Genomic DNA, 17,750 nt, shown 5'->3' with positions numbered 1-17,750 from the left:
CTAAGAATTTATATATCTTAATGTTTATTGTTGACTACTTTATTGTATGATCCACAGCCTAAAATGTTGATCGATCGCAAATCTATGCCCGAGGGCTGACTTTTGGCAGCAACAAGGACGGAAAATTATGCAGAAACCGGGTGTTTGCAGCAATTGCTCTCTGGCCCGGTTTCTGGAATATTTGGCCTAAACCGACAGTTTCGGGCGATCGCCCGCACCCTCAAGATTGCTTCAAAATCGGTTCCAACTCGCGGCGAAAACGATCCCAAGCAGCCACCGATGCAGAATTAGAAGCAGCGCCCTGACGCATTAAAATCGCACCGTCTTCAAAGCCAACAATTCCGTAGTCTCCAGATTTGGACATTCGATCGATCGCTGGCACGATTTGCTGCAACTGTCCGCGTTCCCGGCGAAACGCAGGTTGATACTGCTGCAACTGCCACATATCGGCAATTACATATTCCATCTTCACTGCCTCTCCCGCATCATTCCGCAGTTCAAACATCGGAAACCGGAGAATTTCCCGGCGGCTTGACAAAATCGGCACAATAGTATTCGTTGCAGCCACGCTAGCATTATCAGGAATTTGAGCTAACAGCGGGCGCACTTGAGACACGTGCTGCCACTGTCTGATGAGAGGAACCTGCACCCAAGGATCGATCGCATCGGGCAAAATAAACGAAAAAGTCCGATTAGGATTAGACGTGAAGGTAAAAAATAGCGACAAGCAGATGCAAAACCCCCAAAAGCGGCGAAACTGCGAAGACGAAGGGAAAGGAAACACCGCATTCGGAAAACGCAAAATTGTTTGTTCTCCCCTTTTAATTCTATCTTCTTCCTTTTGACGGCCAGCCCACCACAGGATTGCCCCATAAAACAGCCCCGGAACCACAGTCATCGCATAGCGAATATTAATTGCCAGCACAGATTCTCCTTTAGCTAAAAATAGCTTTAGCAGCGGGAAACCTGCGATCGTCCAAGATGCGGGCGCTACGGCAGGAACCAAAGCTAACGGCAACCACTGACCAAGTAGGTATCTAATCTTACCAAAAAAGGGCGTAAATAGCTCAGTCACCAACCGCCCGGGATTGCTAACCATTCCCCAAATAATTTCAAGAGTCGAAGCTTCATCACCATCAGCATATTGACCGAAGCGTTCCATCATAAACCGCTCGGAAATATCAGCAGAAAACAAAGGCATAATCAGATTTGTCAAAGCAATCATGTAACCAAAACTGAGAATGCACACAGCCAAGCCAGTCAGAGGATAGCGCCGACTCAAAATCATGTAAGCCCCCACCCCAAACAACACAACTCCCCCATCTTCTCGCACGGCTAACATTAAAGTTGCCAGAATCCCAAACAGCGGCCACCAGCGCTTCTCCATCGCCAGCAACAAGCCAAAAACATAAAGCGGAGTTTGGCAAGAATCATGAAAATTACCCAAAGTCGGGCCGATAACGGCGTTAGCTGCGTAATAGCTCACGACAATTGTCGCCGACAGTCGCGGTTCTAGATGGTGTCTGGCGAGAGCGTACAGGACTAAACCAGCCGCCGTAATTAAAGTCACCTGCAACACCGTCAAAGTAACAGGAGAGGGGAACAGCGAGTAAATTGGCAGCCACAGCATCAGCGCTGGGGTGAAATGCTGCCCCAACCGATAGTAAGATACAGACGGGAGCTGATTTTGGTGAACCACGTTAGTGGACAAAGCCGAAGACAGGGAACTCTCAAACAAGTGACCCCGAGTGCCGTTCCAAAAAAGTTGATTGAAAATGCCTTGGTCGTATGTAGCGTAAAAGCTGTAGTAGCGGTGCAGCGTCAGCAGCAGGCACAGCACAAAAAAGGCCGCCGCCACTTGAACCACTACCCGCAGCGACTCATTTTTCTTCCATCTCAAAAATGTCATTGGCCCGCCGTAATGAAATCATCGGACAATAGCATAAATCTAAAGTAAGTATTAAATTAAAGTAGAAGTGAAATAACTCGGCTCGGCAATGGTCAATTATTTTCACCCGATCGAAAAAGTCAACAGCGTCAATCCAACATCCGGCAACGACGACACCGACTGTTCTCCCGAACAGCCGACCAATCCTGCACCGCTTTTACAGCTTTTGCTGTTCGTAGACAAGCGTCCCTCTTCCAGGGAACAGACCAGACACATCCGCAAGTCCCTACAGGCTTTGAAGGCAGAGTGCGACTTTGAGCTTCAAGTCATCGACGTAGGAGAACAGCCGGATTTAGCCGAACACTTTAAACTTGTAGCCACTCCCTCGCTGCTCAAAATTCATCCCGATCCCCGACAAACTCTCGCCGGCAGCAATTTGATCGCCCAACTCGAACATTGGTGGCCCCGCTGGAAGCGTTCTGTAGAAGAATACGCAGCTCAGCAGCAGTCTACCTCGGCTCTGGCTGCCAATCTGGCCGACCCAAAACCCATCTATTCGGTTGCTTGCGCCACCGAACTCGTGCAGCTTGCGGATGAAGTTTTTCGGCTCAAACAGGAAAAAGAACACCTGCAAGAGCAGTTGCAGTTGAAAGACAGGATTATTGCGATGCTGGCTCACGACTTGCGAAATCCCTTAACGGCCGCATCTTTGGCTTTGGAGACTTTGGAGTCAAATCAGAAGGTAAAGGAGGGGCAAAAGTCCCGTTTGACACCGACTCTGGCGGCTCATTTGATGAAACAAGCCCGCCGCCAAATCCGAATTGTCGATCGCATGATTACAGATATCCTGGAAGCAGCCCGGGGTACTAACGCTCAACTCCACATGGAACCCAAAAAAATCGAACTGAGGGCGATTTGTCAAGATGTAATCCTGCAATTTCAAGACAAATTTCAGGCTAAAAGTCTGAACTTAGAAACAGACATTCCCGCAGATTTGCCCTTGGTTTATGCCGATCCCGATCGCATCAAACAAGTCATAGTCAACCTGCTGGACAACGCCAGCAAGTACACCCCAGAGGAAGGAACTGTAAGTATTTCCATACTGCACCGCACTGCTTACAAAGTTCAAGTCAGCATTGGTAACAGCGGCCCAGGAATTCCCGAAGAAGATTGTGCGAGCATTTTTGAAGACAGCTATCGCTTGCAGCGAGATAAATCAACAGACGGTTACGGCATTGGGCTGTCTTTGTGCCAAGGCATCATCCGCGCCCACTACGGTCAAATTTGGGTAGACTCAGTACCCGATCGAGGCAGTTGTTTTCACTTTACCCTGCCTATTCAGAAATAACTGTCAGTTGTTAGTTGTTAGTTGTTAGTTGTTAGTTGTTAGTTGTTAGTTGTTAGTTAACAGTTGTCAGTCGCAAGCAACCGAATTTGATATAGCGGTTCTCAAGCGTGGTGAGGTATGCCCTATGCCCTATGCCCTATGCCCTATGCCCTATGCCCTATGCCCTATGCCCTATGCCCTATGCCCTATGCCCTATGCCCCATTCCCTAAAGTTCAATTTGAACGTAGGGCAGCGATAATCTGTTCGTTTGCTTTGGGAAAAGTAAACTGGTCAATTTCGTCGAGTGTCACCCAGCGAATTTCATCGCATTCGATCGTTTGCGGTTCCCCGCTGATGTAGCGGCAGTGGTGCACGTAAAGCCTAACTGTAAATTTAGTGTAGTCGTGGTCAATTGTAATCAAGCGATCGCCAACTTCTACGACAATCCCCAACTCCTCCATAATTTCCCTTTGTATGCAAGCTTCGATCGTTTCTCCCGGCTCTATTTTACCGCCCGGAAACTCCCAGAAACCGCCGTGCAGTCCGTGTTGTCGGCGCTTGTCAATCAAAATTTCTTGGCGATCGTTCCAGATCGCAGCAACGCCGATAACTTTGTGGGCCACAGGAGAAAGAGACATATTAATTGGGAATTGGGAATTGGGAATTGGGAATTGGTGATTGGTAATTTTGACGCACTGCTAGTTTCGTACTTACCGTTTTTTTAACCGCAACTGTGGGCTGTAACGAAGTATTACGGTGAAACAACCAGCTAGATGGCAACCCGTGCGATCTATTGTAATTAAAAATTAATAATTTAATCATATTATCAATTTTATTAACAAATCACAAGTGACAACTAATACCGTCTCATAAAAGTCTGGCTGCAAACTTTCGTGTTGGGTTTCAATTCAGCAATCTACCCATCCAAAATCTAAAATCTAAAATCTAAAATCTAAAATCTAAAAATTTAAGCCCCCATCTTCCGAAGGGGGCTTGACACTTGTACGATTTAAATGTTAATAATCAACTAATCATCCGAGCCGTGTCTCTCACTAGCTTGGATGGACTTTTCAAAAGTCATTCGCTGTTCGGCATTTTTGAGAAAATAGCCGCTAATCATAGCCGAGGCGAGCAATCTACCCAAATGTTCGCGACTGGTAGTCACTGTCACCCCGAAGTGTTCCGAAGGTAAATTCCCCAAAAGTCCGACAATATTTCGCTCCATTACTTGAAACACTTCGTGAGAAGTCGGCTTAGACAACTGAGAAACAGTGTCGGGAGCCATTGACTGCACGTATTGCCATAATAAATTAGCATTTTCTCCGTCTTCTTCAAAGAATTCAGGGGATTTATTAGATGAGTTGCTCACGAGTACCTCCGTTTCAGAGACAGCTTGTTATTTTAGACGCGGGCGGTTAAATTAAATAACCCTTATCCGATCGCTGCTGCTATTTATTACCAAGTAATTACTAATGTAGCAGGACAGTCGCAGCAACCAAGTGGGTACAACCGAATTAAAGGCGGCGGTTTTTACGATTTTAGATTGGAAAATGGCGATCGCCTGTGTCCCGATCGCCATTCCCATCTAGCTAGCTAGCGAGATAATCGTTAATATCTTGCTTGCGCTTGCGGAGTTTGGTTAAAGCTTCCCGTTCAATTTGACGCACCCGTTCCCGACTGATGTTCAGACGATCGCCTATTTTTGCCAAAGTTAAAGTTTGCCCGTCTTCTAAACCGAACCGCAAAGCAAGGACTTCTCGCTGTTGCTGAGTCAGTTCCGCCATTAGGTGGTCTAAGTCAGTCCGCAGGGAAGCTTGCAGGGCAAAATCTTCTGGAGTAGTACCCGTATCTTCCAACAAATCGCCCAACTCAGTATCTTGATTGTCTCCCACGCGCAAGTCCAGTGAAAGTGGCAGGCGCGCGCGATCGAGATATTCGCGAATTTGCTTGGGAGTCAAATCTAACTCTGACGCCAATTCAGCAGCAGTAGCCGCGCGGCCGAGCTGTTGAGCTAGCAGGCGCTGAGCCTTTTTAATTTTGTTGAGTTTTTCGGTAATGTGGATCGGCAAGCGGATGGTGCGACCTTTTTCGGCGATCGCCCGGGTAATTGCCTGACGAATCCACCAATAAGCATAAGTTGAAAATCTGTAGCCCTTAGTCGGGTCAAATTTTTCTACTCCCCGCTGCATCCCGATCGTACCTTCCTGAATTAGGTCGAGTAAATCTACATTGCGCTTGATATATTTTTTTGCAACAGACACAACCAGGCGCAGGTTAGCTTCCACCATGTGGCGCTTTGCCCTTTCGCCATTGTCGATCGTCCGCTGCAACTGTGCCTCAGACAGCCCGACTGTCTGTGCCCATTCAGCCGCCGTCGGGTCGCGGCCTAACTCTTCGGCTAAAATATTTTTTTCCTGATGCAGTGCGGCTGAGCGCTGTACCTGTTTCCCGAAGAGTATTTCTTGCTCATGGGTCAACAGCGGAACGCGACCGATTTCCCGCAAGTAAGCGCGAACAGAATCTGTATCTGAGGACTTAAGAGTTTTCATGAGCTTTTCCCGCTGAGGATCTGTGCCTCTAAAGGTTTGTCGGATAGCAAACCTCTAGCTTTAGCTGGGAAGGAAAGCGGGCGGGGACTTGCGCTTTCCTTCCATTTAAAGAGGCTTAATTTTATGGTAGCTAGCTGTTACTCCCAGTCAGAACCCTCTCAGGTTAGGTTTTGGTTGGGGGTGCACAATGCTACTTATGTTAAGAATCTTAACATTTGTGAGAGCAGTTGGCTACACTTCTTTACATTTATTTCATGGAAGCCTGCAATGTTGGTACGAGAGTACCCGCAAACAAGCTTTGCAGTTGCATCATGTTAAACAAAATGCGCTAAATCTCAGAGGGGTAGAGGGGTAGAGGGGGAGATGGGGAGATGGGGAGATGGGGGGTAGAGGGAAGAGGGGGAGAGGGGGAGAGGGGGAGATGGGGAGATGGGGAGATGCTTTCGGACAACGCAATTAAAAAATACACTTTAAATGCCCAGCAGCTTTTCAATACCGCCCCAACAGATAATGACTAATGACTAATGACTAATGACTGATGACTAATGACTTCTTTGCCGTTGAGCTTCGTACAAGATGAGGGCTCCGGCGATCGACACATTGAGAGATTCTACGCCGCGGCCGAGGGGGATTTGGATTTGTCGATCGGCTAAACTTCTCAATTCTGGCGACAATCCAGAACCTTCGTTGCCCAAAACGATCAGAGTCGGCACTCGCAAATCAACTTCCCAATAAGTTAAACTGGCGCCGGCAACGGTTGCTAAAATTTGCATCCCGCGATTTTTATACCCGGAGACTTCGGCGGTTAAATCTGGAGTGACTGCTACTGGCAGCTTAAACCAAGCTCCTGCTGAGGCGCGCAGCACCTTGGGATGGTCTAAATCAGCGCTGTCTGAACTCAGCAGCAAGCCGTCGGCATTAGCAGCAGCGGCGGTGCGGACGATCGCCCCCAAGTTGCCGGGATCTTGGATGGTTTCTAAAGCTATACCTAAAGTTGAGATTTCTGCGGGTTGTGTGGCGATACGGGGTGCGGTGGCGATAATGCCGTCGGGTTGGACTGTAGTGGCGATCGACTCTAAGACTTTGGCACTGACTAATTCTGTGCGATCGGCTAAACCAACAATTTGTTCCCACAATTTCCCATGCTGATCCAGCCATTCGGGAGTGCAGCAAACCGTTGCTAACGGGTATTTGGCCGCGCAAGCTTCTTCGAGCAAATGCGTACCTTCGAGTAAAAATAATTGTTGTTCCCTGCGTCCCTTAGAGCTGTGGAGTTTGCGGATTTCTTTTACTAAGGGGTTTTGAATACTTGTGAGCATTTTCTTAATTCAGCAGAGCGAATGGGGTTATTACCTGTATCGGGTCAACCCCAAACTTTTTTCTGCCTTGGGAATGCGGAACCCGGGACTTGAACCCGGAAGGCTTGCACCACATGAACCTGAATCATGCGCGTCTACCAATTCCGCCAGTTCCGCATTGGTCACGAATTACTACTATCGGGTATGCTCGCCAGTTTGTCAAGTGTTTTGGGAAATATTTTTTTATTCTAGCTGCGAGTAATATCAAGTCCGTTGGCAAAGGAAGAAGAAAGAAAATCTTCCTTCTTCCTTTTTCCCAATTCCCAATTTTATAAAGGCGAAGATGCCCCATGCCCCATGCCCCATGCCCCATGCCCCATGCCCCTTCTGTTATAGTTGTTGTGGCAGATAGTTCTCACCTCGACTACCTATGTCTGAGCCATTAACCCTCGATCCGAGTCAGTTGCCAGATATTAGCAACTTAGTTCTAGAAGACGATACTCCTTTGGACAGCTTCATCAACGAAAAACAGCAGCGATTGCTGACAACGGTTTTATATAGCGGTGGCGATACGGGGATTACCGTTCCCTTTATTGCGGCGGCAAATGTCGGTTTGTTCAGCAGCGTGCGTCAGCCGGGAGTCGCCCCGGATGTTTTTCTGAGTATCAATATTACTGGTGCTGAGGATTGGTGGGAAAGACAAGTGCGATCGTATTTATTTTGGGAATTTGGCAAACCTCCCGAAATTGCGATCGAAATTGTTTCTCCAACTCCAAGTAACGAATTGGGCAGCAAATTAATAGATTACGCTCGAATGCGAATCCCGTATTATGTTGTGTACGATCCGCTACGCGAGTTGAGAGGCAGTACGCTGCGAATCTTTGAATTGCACAATCAATCTTACGTGCCTAAAACTGATGCTTGGTTTCCCGAAGTCGGTTTGGGACTAACTCTGTGGCAAGGTGAATTTGAAAATGTTACTGGTACTTGGTTGCGCTGGTGCTCTGCTGGTGGCGCTTCCATTCCTACAGGCGACGAACTGGCGGTACAAAAAAATACTCAGTTATCTCAAAAAGATGCTCAGTTATCTCAAAAAGATGCTCAGTTATCTCAAAAAGATGCTCAGTTATTGGAGGAACGGGCGCGCACTAAACAAGCATTTATCCAGACGATCGAACTCGGTTTAAGACTGAAATTCGGAGATGAAGGATTGCTGCTGCTTGAGGAAATTTTGGAAATTTCTGATGTGGGTGTTTTGCAGGCGATCGCCTCTGATATGCTCGCAGCCAACAACCTGGACGAAATTCGGCAAATTTATCAATCGTAATCTTACAAGGTTAGTAATCTCATCTCTGTTTATAATTTTAAGTGTTGCTTAATTTGCTGTGAGTTGAGATATTAGCTGGCGTCGAAATTGTTAAATATTGTGGAGTCATAGGTGGCTTACTTACTGCTAATTGCTGATTTTTACCAGAAAGAATTGGTTGAAAGCCCCAAGCTTGCTCTGGAGAAATTATCAGTTCCCTTGTGTTAGTTGCGGGTGCAGAATGTGGGTTGATGGGCCCGGGCGATCGCCCGCCGCGCCGGGGCCCCCTACCTCAACCACCGCCAAAAACTCAGAATTGCCACAAAAATTCAAAATCTCAAACCCAAAACTGCCCAACCCCAGTACGATCGATCTAGTTAGCAAAAAATAAGTAAAAACACTACCGGAGTAAATTATATGGATCTGGTCGTACTCCAGAACTGGCTGGACAACATCTCCTTTGCCATCTTGTTCGCAACAATGCTCATTTACTGGGTGGGTACAGCATTCCCCGGCATTCCCTACCTGTGGGCCTTGGGAACCGCAGGGATGGCTGTCGCCAACCTCTCCATCGCCGCTTTACTCGGTTCTAGGTGGATAGAAGCCGGCTACTTCCCACTCAGCAACCTTTACGAATCCCTATTTTTCTTAGTTTGGGGAATCACCACCATCCACCTAGTCGCGGAAAACATGAGCCGTTCCCGCCTAGTTGGAGCAGCCACATCCCCCGTAGCAATGGCAATATCCGCCTTTGCAGCCCTGACTCTGCCCGACACCATGCAATCGGCAGAGCCCCTAGTACCAGCCCTCAAATCCAACTGGCTGATGATGCACGTTAGCGTCATGATGCTCAGTTACTCAACTTTAATGGTAGGAGCATTGCTGGCGATCGCATTTTTAATCGTCACCCGCGGCCAAAAAATCGAACTCACAGGTAGTTCCTTCGGCACCAACGGCAACCGCAACGGCAACTACCGCCTGCAACGCCCACAAAATCCCGAACCTCAAACCCTCGAAACAGTAGGCGACAGCGCGTTAGCTTTCAGCGAACCGTCTTTCAACTCCAACAATAACGGTTTTGGCGCCACCGCAGTCCTAGAATCAGCAACAATTCAAACCGCATCAACCGCGGCAACTCAAACCTCAGAACTTCTCTCGCCCCAGCGCTTGAATCTAGCAGAAACTCTTGATAACATTAGCTATCGCATCATCGGTTTAGGATTTCCCTTACTAACAATTGGGATTATTGCCGGTGCCGTTTGGGCTAACGAAGCTTGGGGATCTTACTGGAGTTGGGATCCGAAAGAAACTTGGGCGCTGATTACTTGGTTAGTATTTGCAGCCTACCTGCACGCCCGCATCACTCGCGGCTGGCAGGGAAGACGCCCAGCAATTTTAGCCGCCACAGGTTTTGTAGTAGTTTGGATTTGCTATCTAGGCGTCAATCTGTTAGGCAAAGGTTTGCATTCCTACGGTTGGTTTTTCTAATTTCTGAACCACAAATCAGTCCCAGAGAAACAGAATAAATCACCGAATAGGGATTAATATAATCTCCAGTTGTAGGCAGCTATTTCCAGCAAAGTGTGTCAATTTAAGCCTAAAATCCTTTGTATCTATTCCTGTCCTCCCTTCTTAAGGGCTAGGCAAGGTTACAGATAGGTACGTAGTTGGGCTTTAGCCCTCTTTCTTTATACGCATAAAGAGGGCTAAAGCCCAACTACGTACCTTAGACCATTACTACGTTTGATATTAAGTTGACACAAAGGCAATGCCCACTTTGCTAAACTACTGAGACTGTAAAATTTTACTCCCTCTTCCTTCTTCCTTCTTCCTTCTTCCTTCTTCCTTCTTCCTTCTTCCTTCTTCCTTCTTCCTTCATTAAAATGACAATTGATATGGACGATTCACAAATATTTCTCAAAGAAGACGATGTTTTGTCGGCTCCTACCAGCGCTTTGATGTATCAATGTACGTTCAAAGTCAACGAATATATGACCATTCTGAATTCAAGATTGCTAGAAGAAAGATTATTGTCAGATGGCATGGATTGCGAGCTGTTAAGTTCAGGAAAAGGCTGGACACAAGGAAAAGTTAGATTGCGCCTGGAGTTCATTCCCATCGAACCTGAGGTGAAAGAACAAAAAGCTCTTCCCGCCGCACCGGAAGAATCAGACACCGCCCAAAACAACGCCGAAGATAGCTCCGACTCAGAGCAAATTGATACAAATGAGCCATTAGATGTCACGGACTCAACAGAAATAAGTAATGATTTTCCTATTTCTAGGTATCCAGACAGCAACCCCCACAGTCGAGGAATGTGGAGCTAAGCTGCTACTTACAGGGAGGGAAAGCAGGAAGATTTTTAAATTTTAAGTTGAGAGTTTTGAGTTGAGGAGCTTCTAATTGCATCCTTCATACAACTGACAACTAACAACTGATACCAATTAAAAAATCCTTGCTACAACGCTCTTAGGAACGAAAATTTAATAACTTACACAAGTTTGTGGGGTGTCCCGCCCGCTGGCCCTTTTTGGACGGGCGGGACGCCCATCCCACAATAAGTAGTTAAAATTATAAGTTATTTAATTCGCGATCCTTAGTTGAGTTTGTGTAGTCAAATATTGTCGGTGGTGCGTCGCTCGATCGATTTTCTGTCTTTTGTTGGGTAGTATCGATGGCGACACACCCTACGACTACTGACAAGCTGACAACTGACAACTGCTAACTATCAACTGTAATGCCTGAATCTTCCAATTGGACGCGCCTCCACGCTCAACTGCACCGGACACTGCTGCAACGACAAATCTTGCCCTCAAATCAGCGATTGTTAGTAGCAGTATCCGGCGGGCAAGATTCTCTGTGTACGCTCAAATTACTGCTGGATTTGCAGCCCAAATGGGGGTGGAATCTAGCCATTGCTCATTGCGATCACTGCTGGCGTTCTGATTCCCAATCTAATGCAAATCATGTAGAAAATTTAGCTAAAAATTTCGGAATATCCTATTATTTGCAAACAGCCTCGGACATCCCCAAAACCGAAGCAGCGGCCAGAAAGTGGCGGTATCAAGCTTTAACCGAAGTTGCGATCGCCCACAACTACCCCTACATTGTCACAGGCCACACAGCCAGCGATCGCGCGGAAACACTCCTCTACAACCTAATTCGCGGTAGTGGCGCCGACGGACTTTCCGCCCTGACTTGGACGCGCCCCCTTGCCGATTTGCGATTGCCGATTTTAGATTTTAGATTGGGAGATTCTGGCGACAATCCCAATTTCCAAATATCTGCCGATTTGCGATCGCACAATTTAGATCAAACTCCCCAATCAAAAATCCCAAATCCCAAATCTAAAATCTACTTGGTTCGTCCGTTGCTGGAAATCACCCGATCGCAAACAGGTCAATTTTGTCAAGAGCAAAAACTACCAATTTGGGAAGATTCCACTAATCAAGATTTGCAATATGCGCGCAACCGAATTCGATCGCAATTATTGCCTTATTTAGAAACTCATTTCAACCCAAAAACCCAACAAGCCCTCGCCCAAACAGCCGAACTCCTCCGCGCCGATGTCGAATATCTCGAAATTGCAGCCAGTGAATTACTACAGCGAGCCATCTCTCCAACTACAGACAACCCGCAGTTGCAAATTCAACTCCCCGTCAAGTTAAATCGCCCAATTTTGCGAGAAGCACCCCTGTCATTGCAACGGCGAGCAATGCGACAGGTATTGCTACAAATATTGCCCTGTGCACCCAGTTTTGACAGCGTAGAAAAACTCAGCAGCTTAATCGCAGCGCCCAACCGATCGCAAACCGATCCATTTCCTGGAGGAGCGATCGCCCGAGTTGAAAACCCTTGGATCGCGATCGATATTTAATTTTAGGCGCTTGGCAGAAAACTCGAAAGAGCTTGCCGCAGATCCGAAACAACCCGATCTTGCTGCTCTCCAGTTTGCTGTACGCGATCGAGTTCTCCCCCCACCGCTTCCAGCTTTTGGCGCAGCCCGCTCAAATTGTCCTGCACCGGTTGCAACATTTCTTGATAAACATTCACCCGGCCCCAGAGTTCCGCCACAGCACCTTTCTGGCTGAACAAAGTCTGCTCTAACTGCTTAAGTTCATTGCGTTTCGCTTCACTTTCCCCATTTTGACGGTTGACATTTCCCTCAATTTGAGATATTGACTCCCGCACCTGCTGAATTTCGGTTTCCAGCCGTTGCAATTCTTGGCTTTGCTGCTGGCGTTGAGTATTGAGCTGTGTGACGATCGGCCCCAAATCAATCTGTCCAGGTTCTGTTTTTTGAGGATTAGCAGTACCCAAGCGACGCCACAGCACCGCCTGATGCTGCTTCAAAACATTTTCCCGTTCCTGCAAGCGGAGGCGCTGTCCCACCAAAGTTTCATTCAACATCTGATAACTTTCGAGTTCATCGGCCATTTCATTTTCCAAAGCCATGCGATCGTACTCGGAAGCCGCTTGAATTTTGGCTTGCAACTCCTCGATTGTTTCCCGCTGGAGAGTCAACTCCTCCTCTTGATCGTTAACAAACCGGAACACCTTTTCCAAATCCTCTTGCAGGTGTTGCACCAGCCCCTGTAATTCCTCAACCGGCATCCGCTCCAGAGCAGACACATCTACTACCTGCTCCACAGCCCCAGCACCCGAACCAGACGCCAGCCCCGAGATTTGCTGGTACATAGTCTCAACAGCCTTCACCTGGACAGACATAGACTGAGCCTGCTCCTGCTTAGCGCCGAGGGTACATTGCTGCCCTTTCAGTTGGGCCCGAGCTTGCGCCAAAGCATCTTGGGATTGATACCATTCCTGCCAGCGGCTTTGGAGGCTCTGATTTTGTCGATCGACCTCTTCCTGCTGTTGCTGAGCGTTTGTGCGTTTTTGCTCCAACTGCTGCCAGTGCAAATCCAGAATTGCCTGCTGAGCGCCCACAACACCAAAAGACTGATTCAGTTGTTCCCGAACTCCTTGGGCCGCAGAAATTGCTCCTCCCAGCTTGTTCATCAACTCCTGAATTCTCAATGCCTGCTGCTCGTCAACAACTGCCCCCTGAGGAGCCTGAGACTGCTGGTGAGCCACCTGCTGCTGTTCGCCCCGCAACTGTTCCCAAGCCGTCTCCATCTCCGCGCGGCTGCGATCGACCTCTTCTCGCAGTCGGTTAGCTTCATCTCGAGTATTTTCAATTTCCGAGCGTTGAGCCTCCAGGCGCTCCAACTCCTCCTCCATTTGAGCCAACTGCTCTTCGCGGGCTTGCATTTCCATTTCCCGGCGATTGAGTTCCTGACTCGAAAACGTCAGAGAAGCCTTCCACTGCTCAATTTCCTCTTCCTTATCCTTAAACTTGTCCTGCAAGCGGGAGAAATTTTGCAGAATGCTCACCAACTGGCGGGCAGCCTCCTGAATCCGCTGCACTTGCTTGTTAGCGCTCAACTCCACCAGCACCAGCGTGCCGTCGTTAAACTTATTAGCTTCCTCAACTGGGATCGCGTCATCGCCCGGTACGGCGCTCCAGTTGTGTTCGCCCCGCTGACAAGCTAGCAGTTTCAGTTCAGCCTTACCGCCACCGAGACCAAAGCCGCTTCTCTGTTTTTGTACTTCTGCTAGATACAGCACACTAATAGTCCTCTCTTTGGTGTCGTTTGCCCGATCGGGAATAGCATCCTTGAACAACTGTCTTCAGCACTCGCCGACAGCACTGCTTCTCTCGCACTGCGTCTAGAAAGCACTGCCGCCGCCTGCTTTCTGAACCAATGGGAGAGCAGTATCAATGCCGCTTGATTCAAGACTAGCAAAACTGGGGGGACTGCCATAGCCCAAAGCCGAAAAAGATCAGTCAGTCAAAAACTTTCATTGATTGTATCAGGCTTTCGGTGCGGGTCGATCGCCATCTCGTCCTTTAATTACCCAGCATCGGGTCTCCTCCGCAGGCGGACTAGGGATTTGAACCGCGCTGCCTTAGAATAGTGGAATCACGCGAGCCTGTCATCGAGATCTACTCTTGAGCAAAAAGGTCAATGCTTTAAGACAGAACCCAACCGCAAGGACGCACAGCGCAAGGTAAACGTCAAAATTTTGGCGGTCGAAGACTTGAACCAGTCGTCCCTGCCAGCGTTGGACGACGATCGAAAAGCCCAGACAATTGTGTGTGTCATAAACCCCACGCACCAATGCCGGGGTGATGACTGTTAACAATTTACCTAGATTTACCCAGGATTTAGTAGTTAGATTCTCGGTAAGCCAATGGATAGATTGATGAGTATTGGCGAGTTAGCAGAGCTTTAAAGCTGTTAACATACGAAGAGATAAACACATTGAGAGGTCGAATCAATGGCTACCCTAACTTATTGCAAAGGCTTGCCCACACCAGTACACGAACTCAACGAACTAGGATTTACAGATTTCGAGATGTTCTTAGAAGCTTACGCCCAGATTTTTAGGGCTGCAAGCATTGAAACAGTTGACCGCTTACTTTTAGGTACAGAATTCAAGAAATCAGATTGGAACAAGCATTTACAGCAAACCTACGGCATCAATAAGCGCCACGCCAATGGTGTAATCAGTTCTGCCAAGGGTCGTGTAGATGGTGCTAAAGAACACAGGATTTTACATCTAAAAGCTCTTGAAGGAAAAATTAAATCTATTGGTGCGTGGGTCAAGAAAGCCGAAAGCAAGTTGGTATTAGCTCGTAAGTTCTATGCCAAGAAAAAATGGCAGAAATCAAAAACAGGTTGCAATTTCCCCCTAGCCTGCTCACTTCAATATAAATCCACAAACTGGCAGAATTTGCGCTTTCAAATTCACAACAAAAAGCGTAAACTGACTGGGTTAATTAACAGAGTAGAACATTTAAGGCTTTCGCCAGTCAAAGTCTTCATCCCGATGAGGGATATTTTTGTTGTCGGCTCTAAGGATGAGTCTTTTGGCAATCAAGTCTGCCAGTGGAATGGGGATAAAATAACTTTTAGAGTCCCCAAATGCTTAGAGTCACGATTTGGAAAAACTGTGTCCTCTGAGATTGGTGATTTCAGCCGCAACATCAACAGACTGCCAGAATGCGGTGCTAAAACCTGGCATTTCTACCGTAAGAATGGAAAGTGGGTTGCTGCTGTGCAGTTTACCCCAAATCCCGCGAAGCAGGTTTCGAGAGAGAGAATGTACGGTTGCATTGGTATCGACATAAATCCCGGTTCTATTGGGTGGGTGTATGTCGATTCTGAAGGGAATCTCAAAGCCAAAGGGCAGATCCCATTGCAGATAGGTTTACCCTCCGGCAAGCAACAGGCTCAAATTGTTGATGCTTGTCTGCAACTAGCTGCAAAAGCCACAGAATTTGAATGTCCTGTGGTTTGTGAAGAACTTGATTTCTCAACAAAAAAGCAATCGCTGCGAGAGAAAGGTAGAAAGTATGCTCGAATGTTGTCGGGTTGGGCGTATAGTGAGTTTTATAAACAACTCAGTTCTATTTTGTCGAATCGTGGGATTGAGTTGACAACGGTCAATCCAGCTTATTCAAGCATTATCAGCTTGGTGAAATACCTGAGAATGTATGGCTTAGCTAGTGACGAAGCGGCTGCACTGGTAATTGCTCGTAGGGCACGCAAGTTAAGTGAAAAAATACCTTGCTCCTTAACCGCCTATTCTGAAGTGAATTCAGAAAAGCACGTTTGGAGCGAGTGGAACAAACTGAATAAAAAAATCAAACGTTCCGCTATGATATCACGTCGTTGTGATTATTACAGTGTTTCTAACTGGAGTTTCTTGGTCAACCTCGATACTGAGGAAGCGTAAAGCGCTAAGAAAGAATGTTTCAAACTTATACCGCAGAGTTTACCTAGGTTTGCCTAGGTTTTTATAAGCGGCTTGTAAGACTTAATTCTAGACAGGCTGATGCCTGAAATTGCTGCCCGAAGCTCAAAATCCCCAGGCCTCCATAGCTGGGGAGTATGTCAACAAGAGAAAATCGCCCTTTCGTCAATTCCTAATTGTGCCAGTGGCATCAAGCCCTTCATTCAGTTGACAGTTGACAGTTGACAGTTGACAGGTAAATTATTGACAGAAACTAAAGTCAATATGAGCGCGATCGCACAGTCTTTCCGATTTCAGACGCCAACGGTTTTAAGGAGGATACTTTAGCTGCATGCAGGGAAATTTGAGTGAAATTGACATCCGCAGCATCCTGCAATTGATTGAGTTAGGTCAGCGCACCGGAGAACTGTTCGTAGAGGCCTACAGCTTCACCGGCAGCTCGGGTAATCTACCTACCCAGCGCTCCCCTGCAGGACAATCCTGGTATGTCTTCTGCTTCAACGGTCAGATTATTTACGCTACCCAGAGTGCGGGCAGTTTGTTTCGCTTGCGCGACTACCTGCGCCGCTACAAAGCAGACACCGCCCTTGACAAAATCCAAGTTCCCTATATGGCATCTACCAATGCCCCAGAATACGCCTACCTGTGGGCCCTGCTAGAAAACCACACCCTCACCCCAGCTCAAGGGCGCAACATCATCCACAGCATGATCCACGAAACCCTGTTTGACTTGCTCAGCCTCCACCAGGGTTCCTTCACTTTTGAAATGGGATCGGCATTGGCTCCTCAACTCACCAGCTTAGAAATTAGCTCGCTGCTGGCGAAGATTGTCCAACAGGTGCAGCAGTGGAAGCAGTTTCACCCTCACATTCAGTCGCCCAACCAATGCCCGATGATTTCAGATCCCGCCCAGCTCCGAGTCGCGCTCCCTGCCAATACCTTTAATACTCTCAGACGCTGGGCCGACGGTCACACTTCGATCCGCCAAATGGCGCGCTACCTCAACCGAGACGTGCTGACTGTCGCCAAGGCGATTTACCCTTTCGTGCAGCAGGGATTGGTGCAAGTATTTTTCCAGCCTTCTGTTGTCCCTGGCAACAACAAAATAGAATGGTCTTCTCCAGAAACCAAGGTCAAGAGAGTTGTCTGTATAGACGATGACAATGTGATTCGCAAAACAGTTGAGTCAATTTTAAACGAACAGGGTTACGAAGCTACTGGCATCAGCAATCCCCTCGAAGCCCTGAGTTTAGTTTTTAAACTCAAACCCGATTTAATTTTGTGCGACATCGCCATGCCCGAACTCGACGGCTACGAAATTTGCGCGATGCTGCGAAATTCTAGTGCTTTCCGGCACACGCCCATTGTCATGTTGACAGGGATCGACGGATTTATCGATCGCGTTCAAGCCCGCATGGCGGGGGCGACTGACTACTTCACCAAACCTTTTGGCGAAAGCGAGTTATTAATGCTGGTAGAAAAATATGTAGGCCCGGGCTATCCTCCGGCCAATCTCTCGGAAAAATTATTAAGCCGATCGCTAGAACACGAATTATAAGC

At 47.6% G+C, this 17,750-nt stretch carries 15 protein-coding genes and 1 tRNA gene; 8 read left to right on the top strand and 8 right to left on the bottom strand.

Annotated features, from left to right (window positions below):
- Nucleotides 1-220: 220 nt before the first annotated feature.
- Complete coding sequence (locus JGK36_RS05590) at nucleotides 221-1,909, bottom strand: DUF2079 domain-containing protein (protein ID WP_293180716.1); 1,689 nt, start codon at nucleotides 1,907-1,909, stop codon at nucleotides 221-223.
- Nucleotides 1,910-1,997: 88 nt separating this feature from the next.
- On the opposite strand from JGK36_RS05590, the gene JGK36_RS05585 reads away from it, so the two are divergent.
- Nucleotides 1,998-3,236 carry a histidine kinase gene (locus tag JGK36_RS05585; protein WP_293180713.1) on the top strand — a complete coding sequence of 413 codons (1,239 nt, stop codon included), beginning with the start codon at nucleotides 1,998-2,000 and terminating at the stop codon, nucleotides 3,234-3,236.
- Between the two features lie 213 nt (nucleotides 3,237-3,449).
- Here JGK36_RS05585 and mutT read toward each other — a convergent pair whose 3' ends face one another.
- The 6 genes from mutT to JGK36_RS05555 all read right to left on the bottom strand — a co-directional run bounded on the left by mutT (nucleotide 3,450) and on the right by JGK36_RS05555 (nucleotide 7,240).
- Nucleotides 3,450-3,854: an 8-oxo-dGTP diphosphatase MutT gene (mutT, locus tag JGK36_RS05580; RefSeq protein ID WP_293180710.1), complete on the bottom strand. Its 405-nt coding sequence runs from the start codon at nucleotides 3,852-3,854 to the stop codon at nucleotides 3,450-3,452.
- A 1-nt stretch (nucleotide 3,855) separates the two neighbouring features.
- Nucleotides 3,856-4,038, bottom strand: coding sequence for a hypothetical protein (locus JGK36_RS05575; RefSeq protein WP_293180707.1), 183 nt, complete (start codon nucleotides 4,036-4,038; stop codon nucleotides 3,856-3,858).
- A gap of 205 nt (nucleotides 4,039-4,243) precedes the next feature.
- Nucleotides 4,244-4,585, bottom strand: coding sequence for a DUF760 domain-containing protein (locus tag JGK36_RS05570; protein WP_172187001.1), 342 nt, complete (start codon nucleotides 4,583-4,585; stop codon nucleotides 4,244-4,246).
- A 220-nt stretch (nucleotides 4,586-4,805) separates the two neighbouring features.
- Complete coding sequence (locus JGK36_RS05565) at nucleotides 4,806-5,765, bottom strand: RNA polymerase sigma factor, RpoD/SigA family (protein WP_293180704.1); 960 nt, start codon at nucleotides 5,763-5,765, stop codon at nucleotides 4,806-4,808.
- A 542-nt stretch (nucleotides 5,766-6,307) separates the two neighbouring features.
- The gene (locus tag JGK36_RS05560; protein WP_293180701.1) at nucleotides 6,308-7,084 is read right to left on the bottom strand and encodes an RNA methyltransferase; all 777 of its coding nucleotides are present in this window, start codon (nucleotides 7,082-7,084) and stop codon (nucleotides 6,308-6,310) included.
- 74 nt (nucleotides 7,085-7,158) lie between these two features.
- Nucleotides 7,159-7,240, bottom strand: a tRNA-Leu gene (locus JGK36_RS05555).
- 253 nt (nucleotides 7,241-7,493) lie between these two features.
- Between JGK36_RS05555 and JGK36_RS05550 the strand changes: the two genes are divergently transcribed.
- The 5 genes from JGK36_RS05550 to tilS all read left to right on the top strand — a co-directional run bounded on the left by JGK36_RS05550 (nucleotide 7,494) and on the right by tilS (nucleotide 12,246).
- Nucleotides 7,494-8,390, top strand: coding sequence for a Uma2 family endonuclease (locus tag JGK36_RS05550; protein WP_293180698.1), 897 nt, complete (start codon nucleotides 7,494-7,496; stop codon nucleotides 8,388-8,390).
- Nucleotides 8,391-8,610: 220 nt separating this feature from the next.
- Nucleotides 8,611-8,760 carry a hypothetical protein gene (locus JGK36_RS05545; protein ID WP_293200838.1) on the top strand — a complete coding sequence of 50 codons (150 nt, stop codon included), beginning with the start codon at nucleotides 8,611-8,613 and terminating at the stop codon, nucleotides 8,758-8,760.
- Between the two features lie 26 nt (nucleotides 8,761-8,786).
- Nucleotides 8,787-9,857, top strand: a complete 1,071-nt coding sequence (gene ccsB, locus JGK36_RS05540) for a c-type cytochrome biogenesis protein CcsB (RefSeq protein ID WP_293180695.1) — start codon at nucleotides 8,787-8,789, stop codon at nucleotides 9,855-9,857.
- A gap of 407 nt (nucleotides 9,858-10,264) precedes the next feature.
- Nucleotides 10,265-10,696, top strand: a complete 432-nt coding sequence (locus tag JGK36_RS05535; RefSeq protein WP_293180692.1) for a KGK domain-containing protein — start codon at nucleotides 10,265-10,267, stop codon at nucleotides 10,694-10,696.
- A gap of 410 nt (nucleotides 10,697-11,106) precedes the next feature.
- The gene (gene tilS, locus JGK36_RS05530) at nucleotides 11,107-12,246 is read left to right on the top strand and encodes a tRNA lysidine(34) synthetase TilS (RefSeq protein ID WP_293196420.1); all 1,140 of its coding nucleotides are present in this window, start codon (nucleotides 11,107-11,109) and stop codon (nucleotides 12,244-12,246) included.
- A 2-nt stretch (nucleotides 12,247-12,248) separates the two neighbouring features.
- Here the strand turns inward: tilS and hmpF are convergent, their stop codons facing one another.
- Nucleotides 12,249-14,054 carry a pilus motility taxis protein HmpF gene (gene hmpF / locus JGK36_RS05525; RefSeq protein WP_325315127.1) on the bottom strand — a complete coding sequence of 602 codons (1,806 nt, stop codon included), beginning with the start codon at nucleotides 14,052-14,054 and terminating at the stop codon, nucleotides 12,249-12,251.
- Between the two features lie 657 nt (nucleotides 14,055-14,711).
- On the opposite strand from hmpF, the gene JGK36_RS05520 reads away from it, so the two are divergent.
- Both JGK36_RS05520 and JGK36_RS05515 read left to right on the top strand, forming a co-directional pair.
- The gene (locus JGK36_RS05520) at nucleotides 14,712-16,172 is read left to right on the top strand and encodes an IS200/IS605 family accessory protein TnpB-related protein (RefSeq protein ID WP_293196418.1); all 1,461 of its coding nucleotides are present in this window, start codon (nucleotides 14,712-14,714) and stop codon (nucleotides 16,170-16,172) included.
- Nucleotides 16,173-16,521: 349 nt separating this feature from the next.
- On the top strand, nucleotides 16,522-17,748 hold the full coding sequence (locus tag JGK36_RS05515) for a response regulator (protein WP_293196416.1): 1,227 nt from the start codon (nucleotides 16,522-16,524) through the stop codon (nucleotides 17,746-17,748).
- The last annotated feature ends 2 nt before the right edge of the window (nucleotides 17,749-17,750 follow it).

This window comes from Microcoleus sp. PH2017_35_SFW_U_B, assembly GCF_020737865.1.
Lineage (GTDB): Bacteria > Cyanobacteriota > Cyanobacteriia > Cyanobacteriales > Microcoleaceae > Microcoleus.
The sequence above is the reverse complement of the archived record's forward strand: the minus strand, read 5'-3'. Positions and strand labels throughout refer to the sequence as shown.